The sequence below is a fragment of the Vibrio sp. 10N.222.51.C5 genome (assembly GCF_041474575.1).
Classification (GTDB): domain Bacteria; phylum Pseudomonadota; class Gammaproteobacteria; order Enterobacterales; family Vibrionaceae; genus Vibrio; species Vibrio crassostreae_C.
Genome location: NZ_JBFRUJ010000024.1, coordinates 55,805 through 77,996 on the forward strand (window position 1 = coordinate 55,805; position 22,192 = coordinate 77,996).

General features: G+C 44.7%; 18 protein-coding genes and 1 tRNA gene. 14 read left to right on the forward strand and 5 right to left on the reverse strand.

Annotated features, from left to right (window positions below; all coding sequences use genetic code 11):
* Positions 1-5: 5 nt before the first annotated feature.
* Entirely contained in the window at positions 6-818 is an 813-nt protein-coding gene (minD, locus tag AB4558_RS08965; protein WP_009848498.1) for a septum site-determining protein MinD, read from the reverse strand.
* Positions 819-839: 21 nt separating this feature from the next.
* Positions 840-1,502 carry a septum site-determining protein MinC gene (gene minC, locus AB4558_RS08970; RefSeq protein WP_017063419.1) on the reverse strand — a complete coding sequence of 221 codons (663 nt, stop codon included), beginning with the start codon at positions 1,500-1,502 and terminating at the stop codon, positions 840-842.
* 219 nt (positions 1,503-1,721) lie between these two features.
* Between minC and AB4558_RS08975 the strand changes: the two genes are divergently transcribed.
* The 5 genes from AB4558_RS08975 (at position 1,722) to AB4558_RS08995 (ending at position 7,481) form a co-directional block, all read left to right on the forward strand.
* On the forward strand, positions 1,722-2,012 hold the full coding sequence (locus AB4558_RS08975; RefSeq protein WP_017062372.1) for a YcgL domain-containing protein: 291 nt from the start codon (positions 1,722-1,724) through the stop codon (positions 2,010-2,012).
* 30 nt (positions 2,013-2,042) lie between these two features.
* Positions 2,043-3,041, forward strand: a complete 999-nt coding sequence (locus AB4558_RS08980) for a lytic transglycosylase domain-containing protein (protein WP_372125639.1) — start codon at positions 2,043-2,045, stop codon at positions 3,039-3,041.
* A 135-nt stretch (positions 3,042-3,176) separates the two neighbouring features.
* The gene (locus AB4558_RS08985; protein ID WP_017067671.1) at positions 3,177-4,097 is read left to right on the forward strand and encodes a LysR substrate-binding domain-containing protein; all 921 of its coding nucleotides are present in this window, start codon (positions 3,177-3,179) and stop codon (positions 4,095-4,097) included.
* Between the two features lie 205 nt (positions 4,098-4,302).
* Positions 4,303-5,502, forward strand: a complete 1,200-nt coding sequence (locus AB4558_RS08990) for a NupC/NupG family nucleoside CNT transporter (protein WP_019826134.1) — start codon at positions 4,303-4,305, stop codon at positions 5,500-5,502.
* Between the two features lie 164 nt (positions 5,503-5,666).
* Positions 5,667-7,481, forward strand: coding sequence for a cation:proton antiporter (locus tag AB4558_RS08995; RefSeq protein WP_372158658.1), 1,815 nt, complete (start codon positions 5,667-5,669; stop codon positions 7,479-7,481).
* 117 nt (positions 7,482-7,598) lie between these two features.
* Here AB4558_RS08995 and folD read toward each other — a convergent pair whose 3' ends face one another.
* Positions 7,599-8,456, reverse strand: a complete 858-nt coding sequence (gene folD / locus AB4558_RS09000; RefSeq protein WP_372158661.1) for a bifunctional methylenetetrahydrofolate dehydrogenase/methenyltetrahydrofolate cyclohydrolase FolD — start codon at positions 8,454-8,456, stop codon at positions 7,599-7,601.
* Positions 8,457-8,667: 211 nt separating this feature from the next.
* On the opposite strand from folD, the gene AB4558_RS09005 reads away from it, so the two are divergent.
* Both AB4558_RS09005 and aroC read left to right on the forward strand, forming a co-directional pair.
* A tRNA-Arg gene (locus AB4558_RS09005) sits at positions 8,668-8,744 on the forward strand.
* A 270-nt stretch (positions 8,745-9,014) separates the two neighbouring features.
* The gene (aroC, locus tag AB4558_RS09010) at positions 9,015-10,100 is read left to right on the forward strand and encodes a chorismate synthase (RefSeq protein ID WP_372125616.1); all 1,086 of its coding nucleotides are present in this window, start codon (positions 9,015-9,017) and stop codon (positions 10,098-10,100) included.
* A 150-nt stretch (positions 10,101-10,250) separates the two neighbouring features.
* Here aroC and AB4558_RS09015 read toward each other — a convergent pair whose 3' ends face one another.
* Positions 10,251-10,874, reverse strand: coding sequence for a trimeric intracellular cation channel family protein (locus AB4558_RS09015; protein WP_017062358.1), 624 nt, complete (start codon positions 10,872-10,874; stop codon positions 10,251-10,253).
* Positions 10,875-11,172: 298 nt separating this feature from the next.
* On the opposite strand from AB4558_RS09015, the gene AB4558_RS09020 reads away from it, so the two are divergent.
* From AB4558_RS09020 to AB4558_RS09030, 3 genes are all read left to right on the forward strand, one after another.
* Positions 11,173-11,703 (forward strand): elongation factor P hydroxylase, encoded by a 531-nt coding sequence (locus AB4558_RS09020; protein ID WP_372158664.1) that lies wholly within the window; start codon positions 11,173-11,175, stop codon positions 11,701-11,703.
* A 9-nt stretch (positions 11,704-11,712) separates the two neighbouring features.
* The gene (locus AB4558_RS09025; protein ID WP_017063425.1) at positions 11,713-11,976 is read left to right on the forward strand and encodes a YfcL family protein; all 264 of its coding nucleotides are present in this window, start codon (positions 11,713-11,715) and stop codon (positions 11,974-11,976) included.
* Positions 11,977-12,149: 173 nt separating this feature from the next.
* Positions 12,150-12,671 (forward strand): NADPH-dependent FMN reductase, encoded by a 522-nt coding sequence (locus AB4558_RS09030; protein ID WP_017062355.1) that lies wholly within the window; start codon positions 12,150-12,152, stop codon positions 12,669-12,671.
* Between the two features lie 150 nt (positions 12,672-12,821).
* On the opposite strand, the gene mnmC is transcribed toward AB4558_RS09030, so the two are convergent.
* A complete protein-coding gene (gene mnmC, locus AB4558_RS09035; RefSeq protein WP_372158667.1) occupies positions 12,822-14,972 on the reverse strand; it encodes a bifunctional tRNA (5-methylaminomethyl-2-thiouridine)(34)-methyltransferase MnmD/FAD-dependent 5-carboxymethylaminomethyl-2-thiouridine(34) oxidoreductase MnmC in 2,151 nt (716 codons plus the stop codon).
* Positions 14,973-15,028: 56 nt separating this feature from the next.
* Between mnmC and fabB the strand changes: the two genes are divergently transcribed.
* The 4 genes from fabB to AB4558_RS09055 all read left to right on the forward strand — a co-directional run.
* On the forward strand, positions 15,029-16,240 hold the full coding sequence (fabB, locus tag AB4558_RS09040) for a beta-ketoacyl-ACP synthase I (RefSeq protein WP_017062353.1): 1,212 nt from the start codon (positions 15,029-15,031) through the stop codon (positions 16,238-16,240).
* A 485-nt stretch (positions 16,241-16,725) separates the two neighbouring features.
* Positions 16,726-17,859 carry a 4-phosphoerythronate dehydrogenase gene (locus AB4558_RS09045; protein WP_372158670.1) on the forward strand — a complete coding sequence of 378 codons (1,134 nt, stop codon included), beginning with the start codon at positions 16,726-16,728 and terminating at the stop codon, positions 17,857-17,859.
* Between the two features lie 12 nt (positions 17,860-17,871).
* A complete protein-coding gene (locus AB4558_RS09050; RefSeq protein WP_372109805.1) occupies positions 17,872-18,885 on the forward strand; it encodes an aspartate-semialdehyde dehydrogenase in 1,014 nt (337 codons plus the stop codon).
* Between the two features lie 207 nt (positions 18,886-19,092).
* A partial coding sequence (locus AB4558_RS09055; RefSeq protein ID WP_372158672.1) for a FimV/HubP family polar landmark protein occupies positions 19,093-22,192 on the forward strand: 3,100 nt, incomplete at its 3' end.

Consider the following 22,192-nt stretch of genomic DNA (forward strand, 5'->3'; position numbering starts at 1 on the left):
GTGCATTAGCCCCCGAACAGTCGTTTGAAGATGCCTTTCTTCTGTTCCGTTAAGAAGCGGAAGTCAACTTGGCTACCCAGTAGTCGCTCTACAGTATCATTGTAAGCCATACCTGCGTCGGTTGCTTCGTCAAAGATAACTGGAACACCCTTGTTCGATGCGTTCAGTACCGCTTGGCTCTCTGGAATTACACCCAGTAGAGAGATGTGCAGGATTTCTTCAACGTCTTCAACACTGAGCATCTCACCTTGAGTTACACGTGCTGGGTTGTAGCGAGTCAATAGAAGGTGTGTTTTCACTGGCTCTAAGCCGTCTTCAGAACGACGAGATTTAGAGTCAAGAATACCTAGAATACGGTCTGAATCGCGTACTGAAGAGACTTCTGGGTTGGTGGTTACAATCGCTTCATCAGCGAAGTACAACGCCATAAGAGCGCCTTGTTCGATACCCGCAGGAGAATCACAGATGATGAAATCAAAGCCCATTTCATCCAGTTCATCAAATACACGACGAACACCATCTTTTGTTAGTGCGTCTTTATCACGAGTTTGAGAAGCAGGAAGAATGAACAGGTTCTCTGTGCGCTTGTCTTTGATCATCGCTTGGTTCAGCGTCGCTTCACCATTGATAACATTAACGAAGTCGTACACAACACGACGCTCACAACCCATGATTAAATCTAGGTTACGCAGACCGATATCAAAGTCGATAACTGCGGTTTTCTTTCCTTTTAAAGCCAGACCCGAGGCAATAGCTGCACTGGAGGTCGTTTTGCCTACCCCGCCTTTACCTGACGTTACAACGATAATGCGTGCCATTCTGTTTTCCTTTTATTTCTCTTATATTGCGAGGACATCAACGTGTAATACATCGTTTGCCATACTGAACATGGTTTTCTTCTGCCAGTACTCGCTTTCAATTTGATCGCTGAGCCAGTAATTTCCAGCAATGGAAACCAGCTCGGCTTGTAAGTCATTACAAATTATTTTTGCTTCAGTTTGACCACTTGCACCTGCAATCGCACGGCCGCGTAAAGTGCCATGAATATGGATGCTGCCATCGGCAATCACTTCCGCGCCTGCACTCACATGGCTGAGTATCAATAGATCGCCATCTTTCGCATAAACCTGCTGACCAGAACGAATAGGGGTTCTAATCACCTTGATTGGTGCCATTTTCGCTGGAGCTTGAGACGGCGACTTGCTTGCCGTCATCACCGCAAAACCGGCTTCTTTAGCGAGGTTTTGCATTCGCTTATCAGAACAGCCAGCCACACCAACCGGGATCATGCCCGCTTGAGATATACCATTTTTAAGTTGCACAAAATCGATATCGCCCGCGACTTTACTGATGTTGATAACAACAGGTGCGGCAGCGAAAAACGTAGGTGCTTGGTCTACTTTCTCTTGAAGAAAAGAGACTGCATTTTCGACTTGATCATCGGATAAGTGCAAAACAGATAGCGTAAAGCTGCTACCTTTTAGATCTGGGTTACTAGACATCGAAAAACTACAGGACCTCAATAGCGGATTGGTACAATTTCTTTATCAATAAAATAAAGGGCATTGCCTGAAACTAGGTTTATCATGTTATATTCCCAAACCAAGCACAGCAAGTAATCTTGTTGTCAAATGGACGTTTTGTTCCCAATATTTCCCTAACATAAACTATTGATCTCGCAAGTGAGAGTTTTGTAGTCATAATCAATTAAAAGGTTTGTCATGCTGTGTTCTATATATAAAAGCTCAAAGAAAGAAGGAACATACCTTTATATCCCTAAGAAGGATGATTTTTCACAAGTTCCTGACGCATTGATGCAAATGTTTGGTAAACCTAGTTTTGTAATGGTAATTAAAATGGATGGCCGTAAACTGGCTCAAGTAAACATCGAAAAAGTGAAAGAATCACTGAATACCGATGGTTTCTTTTTACAGGTTCCGCCACCACCAGTTAACGAACTTGAGCTTCATAAAGAGCGTAAAGCTCAACAGAAATCTCAAGACGAAGAGTGATAGCCACCTCAATTCAAGGAGGAGTGATCGTTGAGTAAATTTTCGAAAACCATATTGGCTGTGTCGGCATTACTATTGGGTAATAGCCTGACCATAAGTTCAGTACAAGCTGAAGAACTGAGCTTCGAGCAATATGTAGAAAAACTAAAACAACAAGGCCGTGAAGAAGGCATCTCTGAAGCGATCATTGATGAAGCCTTTGATGGTGTAACGTTTAAGCCAAGAGCGGTAAAAGCCGACAAAAACCAACCTGAGAAAAAACTGACTCTGGATGAATACATTCCACGAGCGGTTCCAGATTGGAAAGTGAAGCAAGCAAGGTCACTCTACAAGGAGCATTACACCGCGTTAAAGCGTATTGGTGATGAATATGGTGTTCAACCAAGATTCATTGTCGCGCTATGGGGCGTTGAGAGTAATTTTGGTAAGTTCACGGGCAATTACAGCGTTATCGACGCCCTAACTACCATGGCTTATGAAGGACGCCGAGAAGCTTTCTTCCGTAGCGAAGCGATGGCGGCATTGAAGATTCTTGATCAAGGCCATATTGCACCAAAAGAGATGAAAGGCTCTTGGGCTGGTGCGATGGGTCAACCTCAGTTTATGCCAAGCTCATTCTTAGCTTACGCCGCTGATGGCAGTGGTGATGGCAAGAAAGACATTTGGGGCACTGAAGAAGACGTATTTGCTTCGGCGGCCAATTATCTCAGCCAATCAGGGTGGGATGACAAATATACTTGGGGTCGTCAGGTTCATGTTCCGTCAAATGTGTCGATCGATTTACAAGGTCGAGACGAAGACAAAGCGAAATACTTAAAAGAGTGGTCTGAACTCGGTATTAAACGCTATGACGATCGCCCACTGCCAACGCTTGATGAAGACATTAAAGCTTGGTTGATAATGCCGGATGATGAAACCGGACGTTCGTACCTCATTTACAACAACTACAATGTGTTAATGAAGTGGAATCGTTCTTACTACTTTGCTTTGGCAGTAAGCCATCTAGCCGACAGAATTAAGTTTGATTAACAGACCTAAGTCGCTTTGAATAGCATTTGGCCTACCATAGGCAGAACGAACTAAAGGACTCTTCGGAGTCCTTTTTGATTTTATATTTCAGAGATTTAATAAGGTGATCTTGTGCTAACAGATAGAGCTGCACAGATGGTGATATTCCATGCGCTGATCAAGCACGAAGGCTTTACCAGTGCTGCAAAAAGCTTGAACGTTTCGGTGTCTCACATTAGTAAGCAAGTTGCTTTGCTTGAAGACTCTATTGGTATCAAGTTGGTACAACGCACCACACGTAGCTTAACGCTGACCGAAGCAGGGGAAGTGTTCTATCAGCACTGTGAGCAACTGTTTAACACGGTAAAAGCCGCTCAAATGGATATGGACAGCCAGCGTGATGACATCTCTGGAATATTGCGTGTTGGGTTGTCACAGTCATTTGGCACTTTACATATCATTCCTGCGATTGATCAGCTCAGACAACTTTATCCTCAGCTGAGAATCGAGGTTCACTTGTTTGACTACAAGGTGGATATGATTGAAGAGCGACTGGACCTATGGATCACCAACAACGAAGATCTGCCAGAAGGTTATATTGCTCAGCGATTGGCTGACAGCCAGTTTGTGGTGGCTGCATCACCGGACTATTTGATTAAGGCCGGGACGCCACATGTGCCTTCTGATCTGATTGACCATAACTGTCTTATCTATCGCAGCCGTGAACGAGATTACACCTCGTGGGCATTTGATAATGGCCAAGAGAACCTTAGCGTTAAAGTAGCGGGTGATTACTCGGTGGATCTAGCTGAGGCCGTGCGAGACGCAGCCGTATCAGGGTGGGGTGTGGCTTACTTAGCAACTTACTTAGTAAAAGAAGAGTTTAGAACGGGCAAATTAATCCAAGTTTTGCCGGAATGGAGAGCGAGTCAATTAATGCCATTCTATGCCGTTTACCCGAGCCGAAAGAATATGCCGAAGAAGCTTTCGGCAGTGATTGAGTTCATTAAAGATCATATCGGGTCGCCGACGTATTGGGACAAAAACCTCAAAACTTGCGTTGAACTGCATCGCTAACTGTTTCCTAATCTATAAATATAATTTCCATATGGAAAAAGTACGCTTTTTAATCAAAGTTAATTATTAAAATTCAATAACTTAATTATACTCATAGTTAAATCGTGATTACCCCAACATCACATTAACAACCTCAGCTTGCCGCAAACGATTTCCTCTATAGAATGCGTCGCCTTTCCTACCTACAACTTTTAGGTTGACGCACATGGCTTCGCTACTTGGAATTATCACTATTTTAGTTGCCGCTTGGTTACTATCTACGGACAGAAAAAATATTCCACTAAGAACAGTCTCTTTGGCTTTCTTATTACAAATCTCATTCGCGCTGTTGGTTCTGTATGTACCAATGGGTAAAGAAGCGTTGAATGCAGCCACAGGTGCGGTATCTAGCTTGATCAACTACGGTCAAGAGGGGATTAACTTTCTATTTGGTGGCCTAACGAATAACGGATTTGTTTTCGCGATTAATGTTCTTGGCATCATTATCTTTTTCTCTGCATTGATTTCAGGTTTGTACCACATTGGCTTTATGCCAAAGGTGATCAACCTTATTGGTGGTGCGCTACAGAAGTTCTTGGGTACAGGTCGTGCAGAATCACTGTCTGCGACTGCCAATATCTTTGTCGGCATGATTGAAGCGCCATTGGTGGTTAAACCTTACCTAAAGCACATGACGGATTCACAACTGTTTGCTGTGATGGTGTGTGGTTTGGCTTCTGTAGCTGGTGGTACGTTAGTGGGTTATGCATCTCTTGGCGTTGACTTAAACTTCCTGATCGCTGCGGCATTCATGTCTGCACCAGCCGGTCTACTGATGGCTAAAATCTTAGTACCTGGCAGCCCAGATGACGCTCAAGAAAATATTGAGTCTGATGTAGAAATTCCACGAGCAACAAACGTCGTTGAGGCAATGGCAGATGGGGCTATGTCTGGACTTCGTATTGCCGTTGCAGTGGGTGCAACACTTCTTGCCTTTATCAGTGTGATTGCAATGCTGAATGGCTTGCTAGGTATTGTTGGTGGCTGGTTTGGCGTAAACCTAAGCTTCGAACTTATCCTAGGTTATGTGTTTGCACCCGTTGCATGGCTAATCGGTGTACCGTGGTCTGAGGCTGTGGTTGCAGGTTCATTGATCGGTAACAAGATTGTCGTGAACGAGTTCGTGGCTTTCATCCAACTAATGGATGCTAAAGAGGCACTGAGTGAGCACTCACAAGCGATCGTAACTTTTGCTCTATGTGGCTTTGCTAACATCTCTACTATGGCAATTCTGATCGGTGGTTTGGGTAGCTTAGTTCCAGAGCGTCGCTCTTTCATCTCACAATATGGCTTCAAAGCAATTTGTGCGGGTGTGTTTGCTAACTTGATGAGTGCAGCGATTGCTGGTGTTGTACTTTCTCTATAGCTAACTGATCATGACTTTACTCCCCCTAAAGTAAAGTGACTGATTAATCACAATAATATTCGGTTAGCGTGAAAAAGAGAGCCTATAGTGTAAGAACGTAGGCTTTCTTATTTCATTGAATAGTTTGTACCACAGGGTGTGGTGCAAACCTTTTAGGGGCACAAATGGATTTGTCGATTACTTCTTCTTTGGCGTTAATTGGACTTTTGTCTCTAGCTTGTCAGCTGCTCGGTTGGCGTTTACGTCTTCCCGCGATTCTTCCTCTCCTTATCGTCGGCCTATTGTTAGGTCCTGGCTTGAATATCTTAAATCCCGATGCCATTTTTGGTGATGTGCTGTTTCCTATGATTTCATTAGGTGTTGCGATCATCTTGTTTGAAGGGGCATTAACCCTAAATTTCAAAGAAATCAGAGGCCATGGCCGGATGGTGACTCATCTCGTGAGTTTCGGCATGTTGATTACCTGGGCCTGTATCGTGGTGGGTGCTTACTACTTTGTGGACTTTAGTTGGCCGTTAGCCGCATTGTTTGGTGCATTAGTAGTGGTAACTGGCCCAACGGTGATCGTACCCATGCTTCGCAGTATTCAGCCTAAATCCTCCTTAGGCAGTATCTTGCGATGGGAAGGGATAGTGATTGATCCCATTGGCGCTCTGTTTGCTGTTCTGGTTTATGAATACATAGTCTCTTCGGCCGACCCTACAGGACATGTACTTTCAGCTCTGGGACTAACCTTAATCATTGGTTTAGGTTTAGGGATCATCGGTGGCTATTTGATTGCCAAGATGCTGCAAGGGCATTGGGTACCGCACTATTTACGTAATGTGGCTGTATTGACGCTAATGCTCGCTGCGTTCTCTTTCTCGAATGACTTGAGTGAAGAATCGGGTTTATTAACCGTGACCATCATGGGGATCTGGCTTGCCAACGTGAAAGGCTTGGATATCGAAGACATCATCGAATTCAAAGAAACCCTGACCGTATTACTCATTTCAGCGTTGTTTATTCTGTTAGCGAGTAGACTCGATTCAGGAACCTTCCTCTCGATAGGTTGGGGCGGTATTGGTTTATTAGCGGTGGTTATGCTGGTGGCTCGCCCGTTAAGTGTGTGGATCAGCGGGATCGGCACGGATCTTACCTCTGCGGATAAATGGTTTTTGAGCTGGATGGCGCCGCGCGGGATCGTTGCAGCCGCGGTTTCTTCTCTGTTTGCAATCAAGCTTCAAGAAAAACAATTAATAGAAGGCGCAGACCTGCTGGTACCAATGGTGTTCTTGATCATCATCGGTACAGTTGTGATTCAAAGCCTCACCGCGAGTTGGTGGGCAAGAAGGCTAGGTGTGACTCAAGAGAAGGCACAAGGCGTTATCTTCTTTGGTGCGACTCAGTTTTCACGCCAGTTTGCCAAAGTATTGGCGACACACAACATCAATAGTGTGCTTGCCGATACCAACTGGGAAAGCATTCGCTTAGCACGCATGGATAACTTGAATGTCTACTTTGGTAACCCAGCTTCGAGTCACGCTGAAAATAATCTGGAATTGGATGGAGTAGGGCGTGCGATGATCGTCTCGCCTTATCGTCAAACCAACCCATTAGTTAGCATGCACTATCAAGACGAGTTTGGTGAAAATAAGGTGTTTGAGCTTGAGTCATCAGAGAATAAACATGAAAGGCATCAGGTGAACCGCGATGGCAACAGAAGCTTGTTTTCGGAAGGAGTTACCTATTCCAAGCTTAACTCGTTGATGGCTCAGGGTAGCCAAATTAAAAGTACAGGTTTGACCGAGGCATTTGATTTAAACGAGTTTAACGCGCTGTACCCTAAAGCCATTCCTCTTGGGGTGATTACTGGCGGTGATTTCCGTTTAATTACACAAGGATCTGAGTTGGAAAAACTCATATCAACGGAGTGTGAGCTTATTAGTTTATTACCGCCTTCTGAACAGACGGAAAAAGTCGAGAATCCAGATAAGTAGCGAATAGCAGTGCATCAAAAGCGAGTCGCCCTGTTTCAAAACGAATGTCTAAGTATCAAAAAAGCCGCAGCGTTCATCACGTTGCGGCCTTCTAATTTTATTTATATGCGCTGCGGATTACTTCGAGTGAAATTGCTCACAAGCGATCATGGTGTTCTCGATTAGGCTCGCCACCGTCATTGGACCAACACCACCCGGTACAGGCGTGATGAAGCTTGCGCTTTCTTTCGCTACGTCGTATTCAACGTCACCCACTAGTTTGCCAGATTCCAAACGGTTGATACCCACATCGACCACAACAGCGCCTTTCTTGATCCAAGCACCTGGAATGAAGTTTGGCTTACCTACTGCAACTACAACAACGTCTGCTTGACGCACGTGGCCTTCAAGGTCTTTGGTGAAGCGGTGACATGTTGTCGTTGTACAACCTGCTAGAAGGAGCTCTAGCGTCATTGGGCGACCTACGATGTTTGATGCGCCAACGACAACCGCGTGCTTACTACGTAAATCGATGTTGTAACGGTCAAGCAGCGTGATGATGCCTTTTGGCGTACAAGAGCGAAGCTTAGGCATACGCTGAGCCAAACGGCCGACATTGTATGGGTGGAAGCCATCAACGTCTTTTTCTGGCGTGATACGCTCAAGAACGTGAGTGCTATCAATACCAGCAGGTAGAGGCAGTTGAACCAGAATACCGTCGATCTCTGGGTCTTGGTTCAGTTGGTCTACCAGTGTTAACAATTCGTCTTCTGTCGCAGTGGCTGGCAAGTCGTAAGATTTAGACACGAAGCCAACTTCTTCACACGCTTTACGCTTACTTCCAACGTAAACCTGAGAAGCAGGGTCTTCACCCACTAAAACAACCGCTAGGCCCGGAGCGCGTAATCCAGCTTCAGTACGAGCTTTTACACGTGCAGCAACTTCGGAGCGAACCGTTTGAGAAATTAGCTTTCCATCAATATTTTGAGCAGTCATGAATTTCCTTAGTATTGATATTCAAGTTAGTGGCTGATGTTTTTGGCGCATTATTCCAGAAAATCTTTTTGATTACCATCAAGCAAACGTTTGCTTTGTTCTATTTTCCAACACTTATATGTTTGTTGCCCTTTTTTTACTCACTTAGATCAGAATGTTACATAAAGCCGTTGCTTTACTGATTCGAATTCGTATAATTCGTTCCTGTAGCGCGCCCTTAGCTCAGCTGGATAGAGCACCTCCCTTCTAAGGAGGTGGTCGAAGGTTCGAATCCTTCAGGGCGTGCCATTATTTAAAGAAACCCGATAACTCTCCGAGTTGTCGGGTTTTTTGCTTTCTTACCATAATAAAAATACTCTTCTCAAAGCGCCACTCATTTCCCCGCGTTATTCATTTCATTCGGCTCATGTAATAGAAAGTTAAAATTGTTCGTTTTTTGGGGTTTACATCATTTGGTAATAAAGCCACTATGAATTCACGAAGAATAGACAAGTAAAGCTGTTAGCCAGTCGGTTTCGGAATCAAACCTTCTGCTCAATAGCTGATTTAGAGGAAGTAATGGCAGGAAACAGTATCGGACAACATTTCCGCGTGACCACGTTCGGAGAAAGTCACGGTATCGCACTAGGATGTATCGTAGATGGGTGCCCACCAGGATTAGAAATTACCGAAGCAGACCTTCAAAGAGATTTGGATCGTCGTCGCCCTGGTACTTCTCGTTATACAACGGCTCGCCGTGAAGCGGATGAAGTGAAAATCTTATCAGGTGTATTTGAAGGCCAAACTACGGGCACTTCTATTGGTCTATTGATTGAAAATACAGACCAACGCTCTAAAGACTATTCCGAAATTAAAGACAAGTTCCGCCCAGGCCACGCTGACTATACGTACCATCAAAAGTACGGTGTACGTGATTACCGAGGTGGTGGTCGTTCTTCAGCTCGTGAAACTGCAATGCGCGTTGCTGCAGGTGCAATAGCGAAGAAATACCTAAAACAAGAATTTGGTGTTGAAATCCAAGCATACCTTTCTCAAATGGGTGATATCTCAATTGATAAAGTGGATTGGAACGAGATTGAAAACAACGCTTTCTTCTGTCCAGATGCCGACAAAGTACCAGAATTTGATCAACTGATTCGTGACTTGCTAAAAGAAGGCAACTCGATCGGTGCGAAGATTCAAGTGGTTGCGACTAAAGTGCCAGTAGGCCTTGGTGAGCCAATCTTTGATCGTCTAGATGCTGACATCGCGCACGCTCTAATGAGCATTAACGCTGTGAAAGGTGTTGAGATTGGTGATGGCTTCGATGTTGTTAATCAACGCGGTAGTGAACACCGTGACCCATTAACTCCAGAAGGTTTCAGCAGCAATCATGCTGGCGGTATCTTAGGTGGTATCTCTACTGGTCAAGATATTGTGGCAAGCATTGCGCTTAAACCAACATCAAGCATCACTGTACCTGGTGACACAATCACGAAAGATGGTGAAGCAACGCAGCTAATCACGAAAGGTCGTCACGATCCATGTGTTGGCATCCGTGCGGTACCTATTGCAGAAGCAATGCTGGCTATCGTGCTGCTTGACCACTTGCTACGTCATCGTGGTCAAAACTTTGGTGTGGCAACTGAAACACCACAAATCTAATTCTGCTTCTTTTTATTTAGAATAGAATTGGTAGAAACAAAAAAGGGTTGCTTCGTAATGAAGTAACCCTTTTTCACATTAGCAGGATTATTCGTCCGGTTAGCGACTATCGTCATTAAAGACAGCTAGCAGCTTAAGGCTCTTAATCCATTAATGCACTGAACTTTCAGGATCAAGCTGGAACGAAGGCAAACTCCATTTGAATCTTACAGCCGCCATGCGCAGCAAGTAACCAACTACAAGCGTCACAATTGTCGCCGTGACGTCGTTGATGCCAAGCTCAAGCAAACCTAGGTACAAACCTGAAGCGACAAGTGCGACAGAGGCATACAGCTCTTCATGTAACACCAATGGTGTTTGACGACAGATAAGGTCACGTAACAAACCACCAAAGACACCTGTCACTAATGCCGATACCATGCAAATCATCGGGTGCAGACCCATGGTCATCGCTACTTTGGTACCAATGATACTGAATACGATTAGGCCTAAGGCATCCAAGCGAATAAACAAACCTTTTAGCTTGATAACCCATTTCGCCAACCCGGTTGTAATAACACCTGCTATACAGGTGATGGCCAGATACTGAGGGTTTTCAACCCAACCTAAAGGGTAATGGCCAAGTAAGATATCGCGTACTGTACCGCCGCCAATTGCCGTTGCACTCGCAACCAACATTACACCAAACCAATCCATTTTTTGTTTGCCAGCACTGAGAGCGCCGGTCATGGCTTCTGCCGTGATGCCAATGATATACAAAACACTTAGTAGCATTGCTGTAGCTCTATAATTTAGGTCTATAAACTCGAGTCTTATAGGCCTTAGGGATATAAAATGAAGCGCGAGTGTAGTAGTAAAAATGCTTGTTGACGAATGAATATTTGTACCGTGAATGGGCGTTTCAGATTAGCTAAACTAATCATTCACCTTAAAGTGGTGTAATCTGGGAATGGCAATCGATTGTCACTGCAAAGTATAATGGCGAACCCGATGTCATTACGCTTGATAGGGCTTTACCGAGCGCTGAAAAAAAAGCAAAATGCCCCAGTTATTTTTACTTAAATTTGATTTTATGACACACCAATACTCAGACATTATCGATATCTTCAATCAGACCTTTTTTGAAAGCTTTAATACCAAACTAGAGCTAGGGGCTGATGAGCCGATCTATTTGCCTGCTGATGATACTATCCCACACCATCGAATCGTGTTCGCACGTGGCTTTTACGCCTCTGCACTCCATGAGATCGCACACTGGTGCGTTGCTGGGCCTGAGCGTCGTTTACTGGAAGATTTTGGCTATTGGTATGAACCTGACGGTCGAACTGAGGCGGTTCAAGCTGAGTTTGAAAAAGTAGAAATTCGCCCACAAGCGTATGAATGGATCATTGCGATGAGCGCAGGCTTTCCTTTTAATGTCAGCTGTGACAATCTACACGGCGATTTTGAGCCAGATCGTTTGGCCTTTATGAATAAAGTACATAGCGAACTTATGGGTATCTTTGAAGTAGGCTTTCCGCCTCGCGTGAAAATGCTCTCTGAAGCATTACGCAGCTTCTACGATGTGGAACCTTTATGTGCTAGCCAATTTATTGTGAAATAAGAGAATATTATGATTATCGAATTTGAAGAAAAACTACTTGAAGTAATTGATGCTCGCATTGAAAACGCATCAGACGATGAACTGTTTGCTGGTGGTTACTTACGTGGTCATATTTCTCTTTCAGTGGCTTCATGTGAAGAAGAAGGCATTGAAGATGTGGCTGAAGTAAAAGCTCGTATTGAACAGAGCCTAGACGACGCTCGCTCTGAACTAACACCAGCAGACCGCACTATCGTTAATGACCTTTGGGTTGAGCTACAAAACCAAGCTTAATCTCGATGTATTAATACTATCCGCTCAGTCCCCTTTCCCATTTTGCTGAGCGAACTGGTTTATTTGAGACTCGTTCGAAATTTTTGAATGAGTCCGTTCATTTCTTGTGATGGTTACATTTTCTTACTACGTTATTCTAATCCCACTTAACGGAATTACAGAAAGGTCACATCATGAAAGTTATCGCATTTGGCGCAAGCACAAGTTCTACCTCAATCAACAAAACACTAGCAACTTACGCAGCAAACTTGATTGAAGGTGCTGAAGTTAAAGTCCTAGACATCAACGATTACAATGTTCCTATGTTCAGTGAAGACACTGAAAAAGAGATTGGCCAAGCGGAAGGTGCTCAAGCATTCCTACGCGACCTAGCTGAAGCTGATGCGTTTGTTATCTCGTTCGCAGAACACAATGGTCACTACCCAGCTGCGTATAAAAACCTATTTGATTGGGCGACACGCATTGAGCGTTCAGTATTTGGCGAGAAGCCGGCGGTTTACCTAGCGACTTCACCAGGCCCTGGCGGCGCACAAACGGTACTTGGTGCAGCGACAGGTTCTGCACCTTACTTCGGTGGCAACGTGCAAGCGTCAGTTTCAGTACCAAGCTTCTACGATAACTTTGATTTTGAATCTGGTTCTATCAGCAACGAAGAGATCGTTCTACAGATTAAAGACGCGGTTGCTAAGCTGTAAATACAGCTTCGTTTAGAACATCAGTTTAGAGCAACACGAATAACAAAAAGCCCGAGCGACTTAACTTAGTCACGTAGGGCTTTTTAGCTTTTAACTTATTAGTTTCAGATATTCAGAAATTTCAGATGTTCAAAATAGCTGAACTAGAAACTACGGCTTTGATTTAGAATGCTTGTCAGCAACCCATCCAGCCGTTAATGCCTTACCTTTACGCAGTCTGCGTACCCACATTCGACTTGGGTGAATCGCCTCAAGCACATCAACAGGCAAGGGCAGCGGATCGCCACAGATCTGTGATGCTAATACTTCAGCCAATAATGGTGCAGAGCTCAAACCACGTGAACCCAGTCCGATAAAGCAATAAAGGTTAGGGAAGCTTGTTACCGTTTCTACATCCTCAACCGAGTCACGCTGCGGGTTGAAGTTGTGGAGATCTTGGTACTGCTCCTTAATGGCTTCAAAGTCACCAACGTTTCCCACAAACGGAAGGTGGTCACGGCTTACGCTTCGGATACCTTGGCGCGCTAAGTTGTCACTGGTATCGACATCTTTTGTCCATGCTTGGTCTGGTAGTGACCCATGTAGGCGCTCGCCATTGTGCTGCTGAACCTCAATATCAAATTCTTGGTCGATATTGGTTTTGTCGTAGTTCGCACCAATACAGTGATGACCATTGTTGGGGTTCTGTGGCGTCAAATAGCCATCAAAGCACAACACGGTTTTTAGCTGGCTGAGATTTTCCGTGGTCGGAATATGGCTCACTTGGCCTTTAACCGGAGTCAGTGGTACTGGCTGAGTTTGTTCAAACTGAGTGAACTTGTGTCCGTTTGCGACAACTACTTGGTCGTGCTTAGTTTGAATCTCACCTTGAGGTGCCTCAATCGTCAGTAACCATTGTTGTTCAGCTTCGAGCCACTCAAGTTGCGTTACTTGATGTTGATAGTGTGCGCTCACTTGGTTGCTCTCTTCTAGCTTGCCAATCAAGCCTTGAGTCAGTTGAAGAGGGCTTAGCCAACCACCCAGCGGAAAGTAAACACTCTTTTTATCGACGGGTAAGCCAATCTTTTCGTTGGCTTGCTCTGGCGATAAACGCTGAATCAGGTCGGTGTGGAAGTTGCCTTCCAACATGCGGTTGAGCTTTTTAGTGGAGCCTTGATCCCACATCAAGATGTTCACGCCACACCAACTGTGATCAAATTGAATAGACTGAGCCGCTTGATTAATAAATTGACGAGCAAACAGTAATCCCGGGCCAAACACGCGAGACACGTTCGAGGTCGCTTCGCTTAATAGCGGGTAAATCGCACCTTGGTTGTTACCTGAGGCATTGCCCGCAGCTTGTGGATGTTCACAATAAAGGGTGATGTTTTTACCACGACGGCTTAGCGTTTTGGCTAATGCAGCACTGGCGACACCACCACCAATGATCGCAATGTCTTGGGATTCAGTGTGTTGAGCGAGGCCATACCAAGGTTTGATGTTGGTGTGAGCGTGCTTTTCGCCAAGTCGGCCGGCGATCATTTCTCGCTTAGTACCAAAGCCTTTGACCTTTTTCATTTCAAAGCCAGCTTCAATTAAGCCACGGCGAACAAAGCCAGCAGCGGTGAAGGTGGCGCAGCTACAATCTTGCTTAGCGAGCTTAGCCATGCCGTTGAATAGGTTTTGATTCCACATCTCTGGGTTCTTGCTCGGAGCAAAACCGTCTAAGAACCAAGCATCAACCAAACCTTCACGCGGGGTTGGTACGTTGGGCATGCAATCTTTAATATCGCCAAACCACAAATCAAGCGTGATTGCACCGTCGCCCAGCACAATGCGGTGACATTCAGGTAGAGCAATAGGGTAGTGTTCTTGGAGTTGCGTCGCATACTCGGCTAATTCTGGCCACGATTGGTGTGCTTTGATGAGATCCTCTTTATTTAAAGGATATTTTTCAAAACTGATGAAATGTAACTCTTTGGTCATCGCTTGTGGGTTATCTTTAAGAAAAGCATCGAACCATTGCCAAACTGCAAGAAAGTTCAAACCTGTGCCAAAGCCGGTTTCAGCAATCACAAAGCGGCGTTGTTCATGTTCAAGCCAACGCTCTGGAAGGTGGTTTTGCTTTAAAAAGACGTAGCGAGTTTCTTCTAAACCGTTAACATTGGAGAAGTAAACGTCGTCAAATTGGTCTGAAACTGGCGTGCCAGACTCATTCCATTCCAGTTCTGCATTAGTAATTGAAGTCATAAAATCTATCATTTTGTGATTTGAAGCGATATGTTGGTAGGGATTGTACGAATTTCTAGGAAAGCTGACCACTTTTGTTAGGCTTCTTAGTTATCATCTAGCTGAATTTAGAATTATAGGAATGTCACATGAAACGAGTCGTAATCACCGGTATGGGTATTGTTTCAAGTATCGGTAACAACGTCGAAGAAGTTTTAGCATCACTGAAAGAGGGTAAATCTGGTATTACCGCTTCAGAGCAGTTCAAGGAAAATGGCTTGCGCTCTCAAGTATGGGGTAACCTAAAAATGAACCCTGCTGACCATATCGATCGCAAAAAAATGCGCTTTATGGGTGATGCAGCGGCATTCGCTTATCTTTCAATGGAGCAAGCAATTGCTGATTCTGGCTTAACTGAAGATCAAGTATCTAATGACCGCACGGGTATCGTTGCGGGTTCAGGTGGTGCTTCATCTCTAAACCAAGTAAACGCGGTAGACATCATCCGTGAGAAAGGCGTGAAGCGCGTTGGTCCATACATGGTTCCACGTACAATGGCTTCTACGGTTTCTGCTTGTCTAGCAACTCCTTTCAAAATCCGTGGTGTGAACTACTCTATGAGCTCTGCATGTGCGACATCTGCACACTGTATTGGTCACGCAATGGAGCTTATCCAACTTGGTAAGCAAGACGTTGTATTCGCTGGTGGCGGTGAAGAACTGGATTGGTCTCTGACTATGATGTTCGACGCAATGGGCGCACTTTCTACTAAGTACAACGACACGCCAGAGCTGGCTTCTCGTACCTACGATGCAGACCGTGATGGTTTCGTTATCTCTGGTGGCGGCGGCATGTTAGTTATCGAAGAGCTTGAGCACGCTGTTGCTCGTGGCGCAAAAATCTACGGTGAAATCGTAGGCTACGGCGCAACTTCAGATGGCTACGACATGGTTGCTCCTTCTGGTGAAGGTGCGGTTCGTTGTATGAAGATGGCGATGCAAAACGTTGATGGCGTTGATTACGTGAACACTCACGGTACTTCAACTCCAGTTGGCGACGTTAAAGAGCTAGGCGCTATCCAAGAAGTATTTGGTGGCAACAGCCCAGCAATTTCTGCAACTAAAGCGATGACAGGTCACGCTCTAGGTGCTGCTGGCGTACACGAAGCTATTTACTCAACGCTAATGCTAGATAACGGCTTTATCGCTCCAAGCATTAACGTTTCGAACCTAGACGAAGCTGCTGCTGGCCTAGACATCGTAACTGAAGCTCGTGATCAAGAGCTAACTACAGTTATGTCTAACAGTTTTGGTTTCGGCGGTACGAACGCAACGCTAGTAATCAAAAAGTACCAAGCTTAACTTAAGCTTGAGTTACAGAGACAAGGTTAATCGTTAAAGGGTTGCGCTAGTGCCGATTCAACACGCACAGGTCACCCAGTAATAATGACCATCAGAACAAAGTTTTTAGACGCAGGTTGGTAAACGTGTTTTTTGAACATAGTTTTTAAATCTGGGTTTAGAGATTGAAAGGTTTCCAGAGCTTGACCAGTACTGACTTTGGTTAGTACTGGTTGAACAGACGCAAGACTCTGTCTCCTGGAGAGCGAGATAGGATCCTTTTGTTCTGGATGTTTGCCCGATTGTTTATTCAATCGGGCATTTTTCGTTTTAGCCGTTTGATCTTGGGTGTTCACTCTGGTTTCGGTTCTTGTCTGCCAAGGTTAGGTGATTCAGTCCTTTATTTATAATGTATTCCAATTGCTACTCGACACCGTGTGTGGAATTTTGCACAATCATTTCAATTCACATTTAGGTCGATAGACCCCAACAAAAGTACTCGCCAAATGAAAATCTTAATCGACGAAAATATGCCTTACGCTGAAGCGCTTTTTAGCCAGCTAGGGGAAGTGACAATGAAGTCTGGTCGCACATTAACAGCTGACGACCTAGTTGACGTAGACGCATTGATGATTCGCTCTGTTACCAAGGTAAACGAGTCATTGATCAGCAAAGCCAATAAGCTGAAGTTTGTTGGTACTGCGACGGCTGGCATGGATCACGTTGACCAAGAGTTGATGAAAGAGCGTGGCATTTTCTTTACTGCGGCACCTGGTTGTAACAAGGTGGGTGTTGCTGAGTACGCGTTCAGTGCGATGATGGTGCTTGCGCAGCAACAAGGCTTTTCTGTTTTTGATAAAACGGTTGGTATTATCGGCTGTGGTCAAGTGGGCAGTTACTTAGCGAAGTGCCTTGAAGGTATTGGTATCAAAGTTCTGCTGAACGACCCTCTAAAACAGCAAGAGGGTGATACTCGCGAATTTACTGAGTTAGAGACTTTGCTTGAACAATCAGACGTTATTACATTACACACGCCAATCACTAAGACGGGTCAGTATCCAACGCATCACTTGATCAGTGAGCAAGTGCTGAACAACTTACGTGCTGATCAAATCCTGATTAATGCAGCTCGCGGTCCTGTGGTTGATAACCAAGCGCTAAAAGCTCGCCTGCAAAAAGCCGATGGTTTCACTGCAGTGCTTGATGTGTTTGAGTTTGAACCTGAAGTCGACTTTGAGCTTCTTCCGTTACTCGCTTTTGCAACGCCTCACGTAGCGGGCTACGGTTTAGAAGGTAAAGCGCGTGGTACCACGATGATCTTCAACAGTTATTGTGAATTTTTAGGTACTGAACAGCGTGCGTATGCAAGCGACTTATTGCCGACAGCGCCTGTACCTCAAATGAAATTAGATAGAGCTTGGGATGAAGCAATACTGCACAATTTGACTCAGTTGATCTATGATGTGCGCAAAGACGACGCCTTATTCCGTCGCAATATCGTTACGCCGGGTTCTTTTGACAAGATGCGTAAAGAATATTGGGACCGCAGAGAGTACAGTGCAGTCGAGTTAACGGGCGACGAATCTTGTAATTTAACGCCGTTATCTAAACTCGGTTTTATGGTAAAGCCAACTTTATAAAAGAGAGAAACAATGAGCCAAGAATTTAATATTGCTATTTTAGGTGCGACTGGTGCGGTTGGTGAAACCATTCTTGAAGTACTTAAAGAGCGTAAATTCCCTGTCGGTGAAATGCACTTACTAGCAAGTGAACGTAGTGAAGGCAAAACTTCCCGTTTTAACGGCAAAACAATACAAGTACAAAACGTAGAAGACTTCGATTGGTCTCAAGTACATATTGCGTTTTTCTCTGCAGGTAGCGAGCTTTCAGAGCGTTGGGCTCCAATTGCGGCTGATGAAGGTGTGATTGTCATCGATAACACATCACGCTTCCGTTACGAATACGATGTTCCTCTGGTTGTGCCTGAAGTGAACCCTGAAGCGATTGCTGAGTTCCGTAACCGTAACATCATCGCGAACCCTAACTGCTCGACTATCCAAATGGTAGTAGCGCTAAAACCAATTCACGATGAAGTGGGCCTTGAGCGTATTAACGTTTCAACTTACCAATCTGTGTCTGGTGCAGGTAAGCCAGGTATCGATGAGCTAGCGGGTCAAACGGCTAAGCTTCTTAACGGTATGCCAGCTGAAAACTCAGCGTTCTCACAACAAATCGCTTTCAACTGTATTCCTCAAATCGATGAATTTACAGAGAACGGCTACACGCGTGAAGAGATGAAGATGGTTTGGGAAACTCAAAAAATCTTTGCTGACTCTTCAATCACAGTGAACCCGACTTGTGTCCGCGTACCAGTATTTTACGGTCACGCAGAATCTCTACACATTGAAACTCGCGCACCAATCGGTGCAGAGCAAGTGGTTCAGCTTCTAGAGAACACAGAAGGTGTTGAAGTATTCCAAGCGCTAGACTTCCCAACTCAAGTTCGTGATGCAGGTGGTAAAGACCACGTAATGGTTGGTCGTATTCGTAACGACATCAGCCATCACAGTGGCGTAAACATGTGGGTTGTCGCTGATAACGTTCGTAAAGGCGCAGCAACAAACGCAGTTCAAATCGCTGAAGTTCTGATTCGCGATTACTTCTAAGCTTTATTGCTTTGATAAAAAAGCCTCACTCTTTAGTGGGGCTTTTTTAATCGATTAAAAATATTGTTAGTCAAATTGTGTGAAATTGCTGCGAATATTGTTGCTGCAACACATTTTTTGTTTTCATCTCTATAGTTTTACGTCATTTATCCGATATATTTAATAGATCATCACTTTTCCGAATTTAAGCACCTAGCTGAGCCTTTTATGTTTCAAATTTTCAAGCCGTGGTTAATGCCTTTTGCCTTTATCATTGCGACTCAGATTTCCGTTGTTCGTGCAGATTCCATTCGAGTTGTAGGGCCTAATGGCCAGATACAATCAGCGCCTACGTTTTCAGAACCACTTCAAAGAGCGCAATCAAATAGCGCTGAGCCTTCACGTTTCTATGGTCCAACTCGCGGCTCAGAAACATTGTGGTCTATTGCCTCAAAGTTACGCCCTGATAACTCCGTTTCAGTCCAACAAACTCTGTTGGCTATTTATCGCTTAAACCCACAAGCGTTTGAAAACCAGAATATCCATAGCCTGCTGCCTGCGAGCAATCTACGCGTGCCTTCTTTAGAGCAAGCACGTGCAAGCTCGACGCAGCAAGCTATCAACATCATGAACTCACATCTTGCTAAGCTTGATGCTCCTGCAAGTAAGCCTGTCGCTTCAAAACCCAAAGCGCCGAGTTCTGATGCAAAAAATGTTACTCCTGCTAAGCAAGTAAGCACTACTGAAACTGCTAAAAAGCCATTGTCTCCAACTCAATCATCTCTAGCTCAATCTGCACCAACCCAAGAGATGAACAAGTTAGAGAAGCAGCTAGAGCTTTCAGAAACTGAACTGCTGTCACTTGAAGAGAAAAATCACCAACTTCGTTTGATGTTATCGAATGTTCAATCGGAAGTGGATGAGCTAAAAACAGAGCTCAGTGATGAAGACCGCATTCGTAGCGAAGTGGAAAAGCTGCTTGATGAAGAGCGCAGAAAGAACGCCGAAATTGAAAAGATGGCACCAAGTGTCATGGACGAACTGTTATCGAATGGTTGGTTAGTGGCGGCTCTTGCGATTATTCCAGGTCTGCTCATTGGTTTGATCGTTGTGATGCTGTTAGGCCGTCGTTCTAAAAATGATGAGCAACAGCAGACGACTCAAGAACAACCGCTCCAGCCAGAACCAAGTACCGTTGCACCTATTACATTGGGCGACGAGATGGACGACCTTAACGAGCTGTCTTTAGATGATGACTTGTTTGGTACGGAAGATGACGCCAACAAGCTGTTTGACGATCAAGCGCTAGCCGAAGAGGATGATGTCTTTGCTGGTTTAGATGAATCTGATCTCGATTTCAATCTAGATGGTGAAGACGATGACCCATTTGCTAGCATTGGCGAAAACGGTGATTTAGACACCAACTTCGACGATCTAGATTTAGACAGCAGCAACGGCATTAGTGTTAATGGCGAAGAGAAAGCGCTTGGCCTTGAAGAGATGGAACGTGCGCTAGACAAAACAGCGGAAAGCGCCGTCGATACTGATGATGTCGACTTTGATCTTTCTGATGATAACGCAATGTCTGCTGATGACATTGAAGCTTTACTATCTCAAGAGTCTGAAACTGAAGATCTCGGTTCCAACGAGCTAGACCAATCTTTATTAGATGATCTGTTTGCTCTTGATGACGAAGATGACGACAGCTTCGATATTGATGCTCTGATTTCGGAAGAGCAAAGTGATTCGCCTTCTAGCACTGAAACACCAGCAAGCGATGATTTTGACATCGATGCGCTTATCTCTGAGCAACAAAGTGAGACTAAGCCTGTTGATTTGAGCAATGACGATTTTGATATTGATGCTCTAATCTCTGAACAACAGTCCCCTGAGCCAGCTTCACCGACAGCGAATGATGATATTGATGACATCTTTGCCCAAGTTGCTGCTCAGAACGATCAAGCGAATGACCCTTTCAACCTCGATAGCGACGATGAGATTGCCACTAACCTAAACAGTGGTTTGGCGTCTGATGATGATATCGAAAACATTCTGTCTCAGTTCGATAAGCCCATCGTAAATGAAGAACCTCAAGACAGCGTTGATCTGCTTGATGAGCAACTGGCAGGCGATGACGTAGACCTAAGTAACTCGACAGACCTTCTTGATGAGATGCTAGGGGACGATTCGGATGATGAGTCTGAAAGCGAACCTCTTGGCTTTGATTCTCTGTCTGAGCTTGAAGAGCTTTCTGGTTTATCGACCGATGATGACCTCAACATCGCAGAAGACAGCACGGAAACCTTGGATGAATTAATAGGTGACTCTGACGACGATGATTTCGAACTCGACGCCGAAAGTACCGACTTATTGGATGATTTCCTTGATAGTGAATTGTCAGATGATGAGCTTTTAGCGGATGCATCAAAATCAGAATCTCTAGACCCATTTGATGACTTACTGACAAGTGGCATTGAAGACGAGCTTGAATCTGAAGATAAGACGTTTGATAAAGAGTTAGACGCAGCCTTTGGTTTGGACAACGTCAATGAGGAGCCTGAAAAGGACTCAGACGTTGAGCTTACTCCGTTAACCTCTGAAGGTGAGCCTGAGCAAGATCCGGACATTAGTGAAACACCACAACCTGAAGTCGTTACTGATGAATCGTTAGATTCGGAACTGGCTCAAGAAAGTACTGATGTTAAGCCAGAAAATGATGAAGCCTTTAATCGTGATGGTTTTATCGATGATTTGTTCGGTGTCGCACCGGCAACGGATGCTTTGCTTGATGACTCTCTAGAAACAACAGACGAAGCGTTGATTGATGAGTTAATGACTTCTGATGACAATGATTTGTTTCCAGCGATAGAAGAGCCTGTTGAACCATCAATTGACAATACGGTTGAACCAGAGCAAGCGCCTCTTTCAAGCAGCAACGAAGTATCAGCGCAAGAAACCGCATCATCGGTTGAAGATGATGAATTGGATATCGACTCGCTGTTATCTGAGAATTCTGATTTTGATAAACCAGATTTTGAAGAGCAAGTTCAAGAAGAAACCGCACAACAAGAACCAGAGCCGAAAGAAGCCGACGTCCAAGAACAGCGTGAAGACATTGCTGCTAGCTTTGAAGAACAAACTTCGCCATCCTCTTTAAATGATATCTCTGAAGATGAAGAAGATACGGTTGAAGACTGGTTAGCTGAAGCCATCGACGATGTAGAGTCGCCAGCGTACGTTACCTCTGATTTTGACTTCGAACCGAAAATCCAAGGTAGCGATCAGCTTGAAGATGTCGTTGAATCCTTGCCAGAGCCAGAGCCAGAGC

What these genes read in the sequence shown, in the direction of transcription:
- minD (WP_009848498.1), bottom strand. Translation starts at nt 818, where the DNA reads ATGGCACGCATTATCGTTGTAACGTCAGGTAAAGGCGGGGTAGGCAAA.
- minC (WP_017063419.1), bottom strand. Translation starts at nt 1,502, where the DNA reads ATGTCTAGTAACCCAGATCTAAAAGGTAGCAGCTTTACGCTATCTGTT.
- AB4558_RS08975 (WP_017062372.1), top strand. Translation starts at nt 1,722, where the DNA reads ATGCTGTGTTCTATATATAAAAGCTCAAAGAAAGAAGGAACATACCTT.
- AB4558_RS08985 (WP_017067671.1), top strand. Translation starts at nt 3,177, where the DNA reads ATGGTGATATTCCATGCGCTGATCAAGCACGAAGGCTTTACCAGTGCT.
- AB4558_RS08990 (WP_019826134.1), top strand. Translation starts at nt 4,303, where the DNA reads ATGGCTTCGCTACTTGGAATTATCACTATTTTAGTTGCCGCTTGGTTA.
- AB4558_RS08995 (WP_372158658.1), top strand. Translation starts at nt 5,667, where the DNA reads ATGGATTTGTCGATTACTTCTTCTTTGGCGTTAATTGGACTTTTGTCT.
- folD (WP_372158661.1), bottom strand. Translation starts at nt 8,456, where the DNA reads ATGACTGCTCAAAATATTGATGGAAAGCTAATTTCTCAAACGGTTCGC.
- aroC (WP_372125616.1), top strand. Translation starts at nt 9,015, where the DNA reads ATGGCAGGAAACAGTATCGGACAACATTTCCGCGTGACCACGTTCGGA.
- AB4558_RS09015 (WP_017062358.1), bottom strand. Translation starts at nt 10,874, where the DNA reads ATGCTACTAAGTGTTTTGTATATCATTGGCATCACGGCAGAAGCCATG.
- AB4558_RS09020 (WP_372158664.1), top strand. Translation starts at nt 11,173, where the DNA reads ATGACACACCAATACTCAGACATTATCGATATCTTCAATCAGACCTTT.
- AB4558_RS09025 (WP_017063425.1), top strand. Translation starts at nt 11,713, where the DNA reads ATGATTATCGAATTTGAAGAAAAACTACTTGAAGTAATTGATGCTCGC.
- AB4558_RS09030 (WP_017062355.1), top strand. Translation starts at nt 12,150, where the DNA reads ATGAAAGTTATCGCATTTGGCGCAAGCACAAGTTCTACCTCAATCAAC.
- fabB (WP_017062353.1), top strand. Translation starts at nt 15,029, where the DNA reads ATGAAACGAGTCGTAATCACCGGTATGGGTATTGTTTCAAGTATCGGT.
- AB4558_RS09045 (WP_372158670.1), top strand. Translation starts at nt 16,726, where the DNA reads ATGAAAATCTTAATCGACGAAAATATGCCTTACGCTGAAGCGCTTTTT.
- AB4558_RS09050 (WP_372109805.1), top strand. Translation starts at nt 17,872, where the DNA reads ATGAGCCAAGAATTTAATATTGCTATTTTAGGTGCGACTGGTGCGGTT.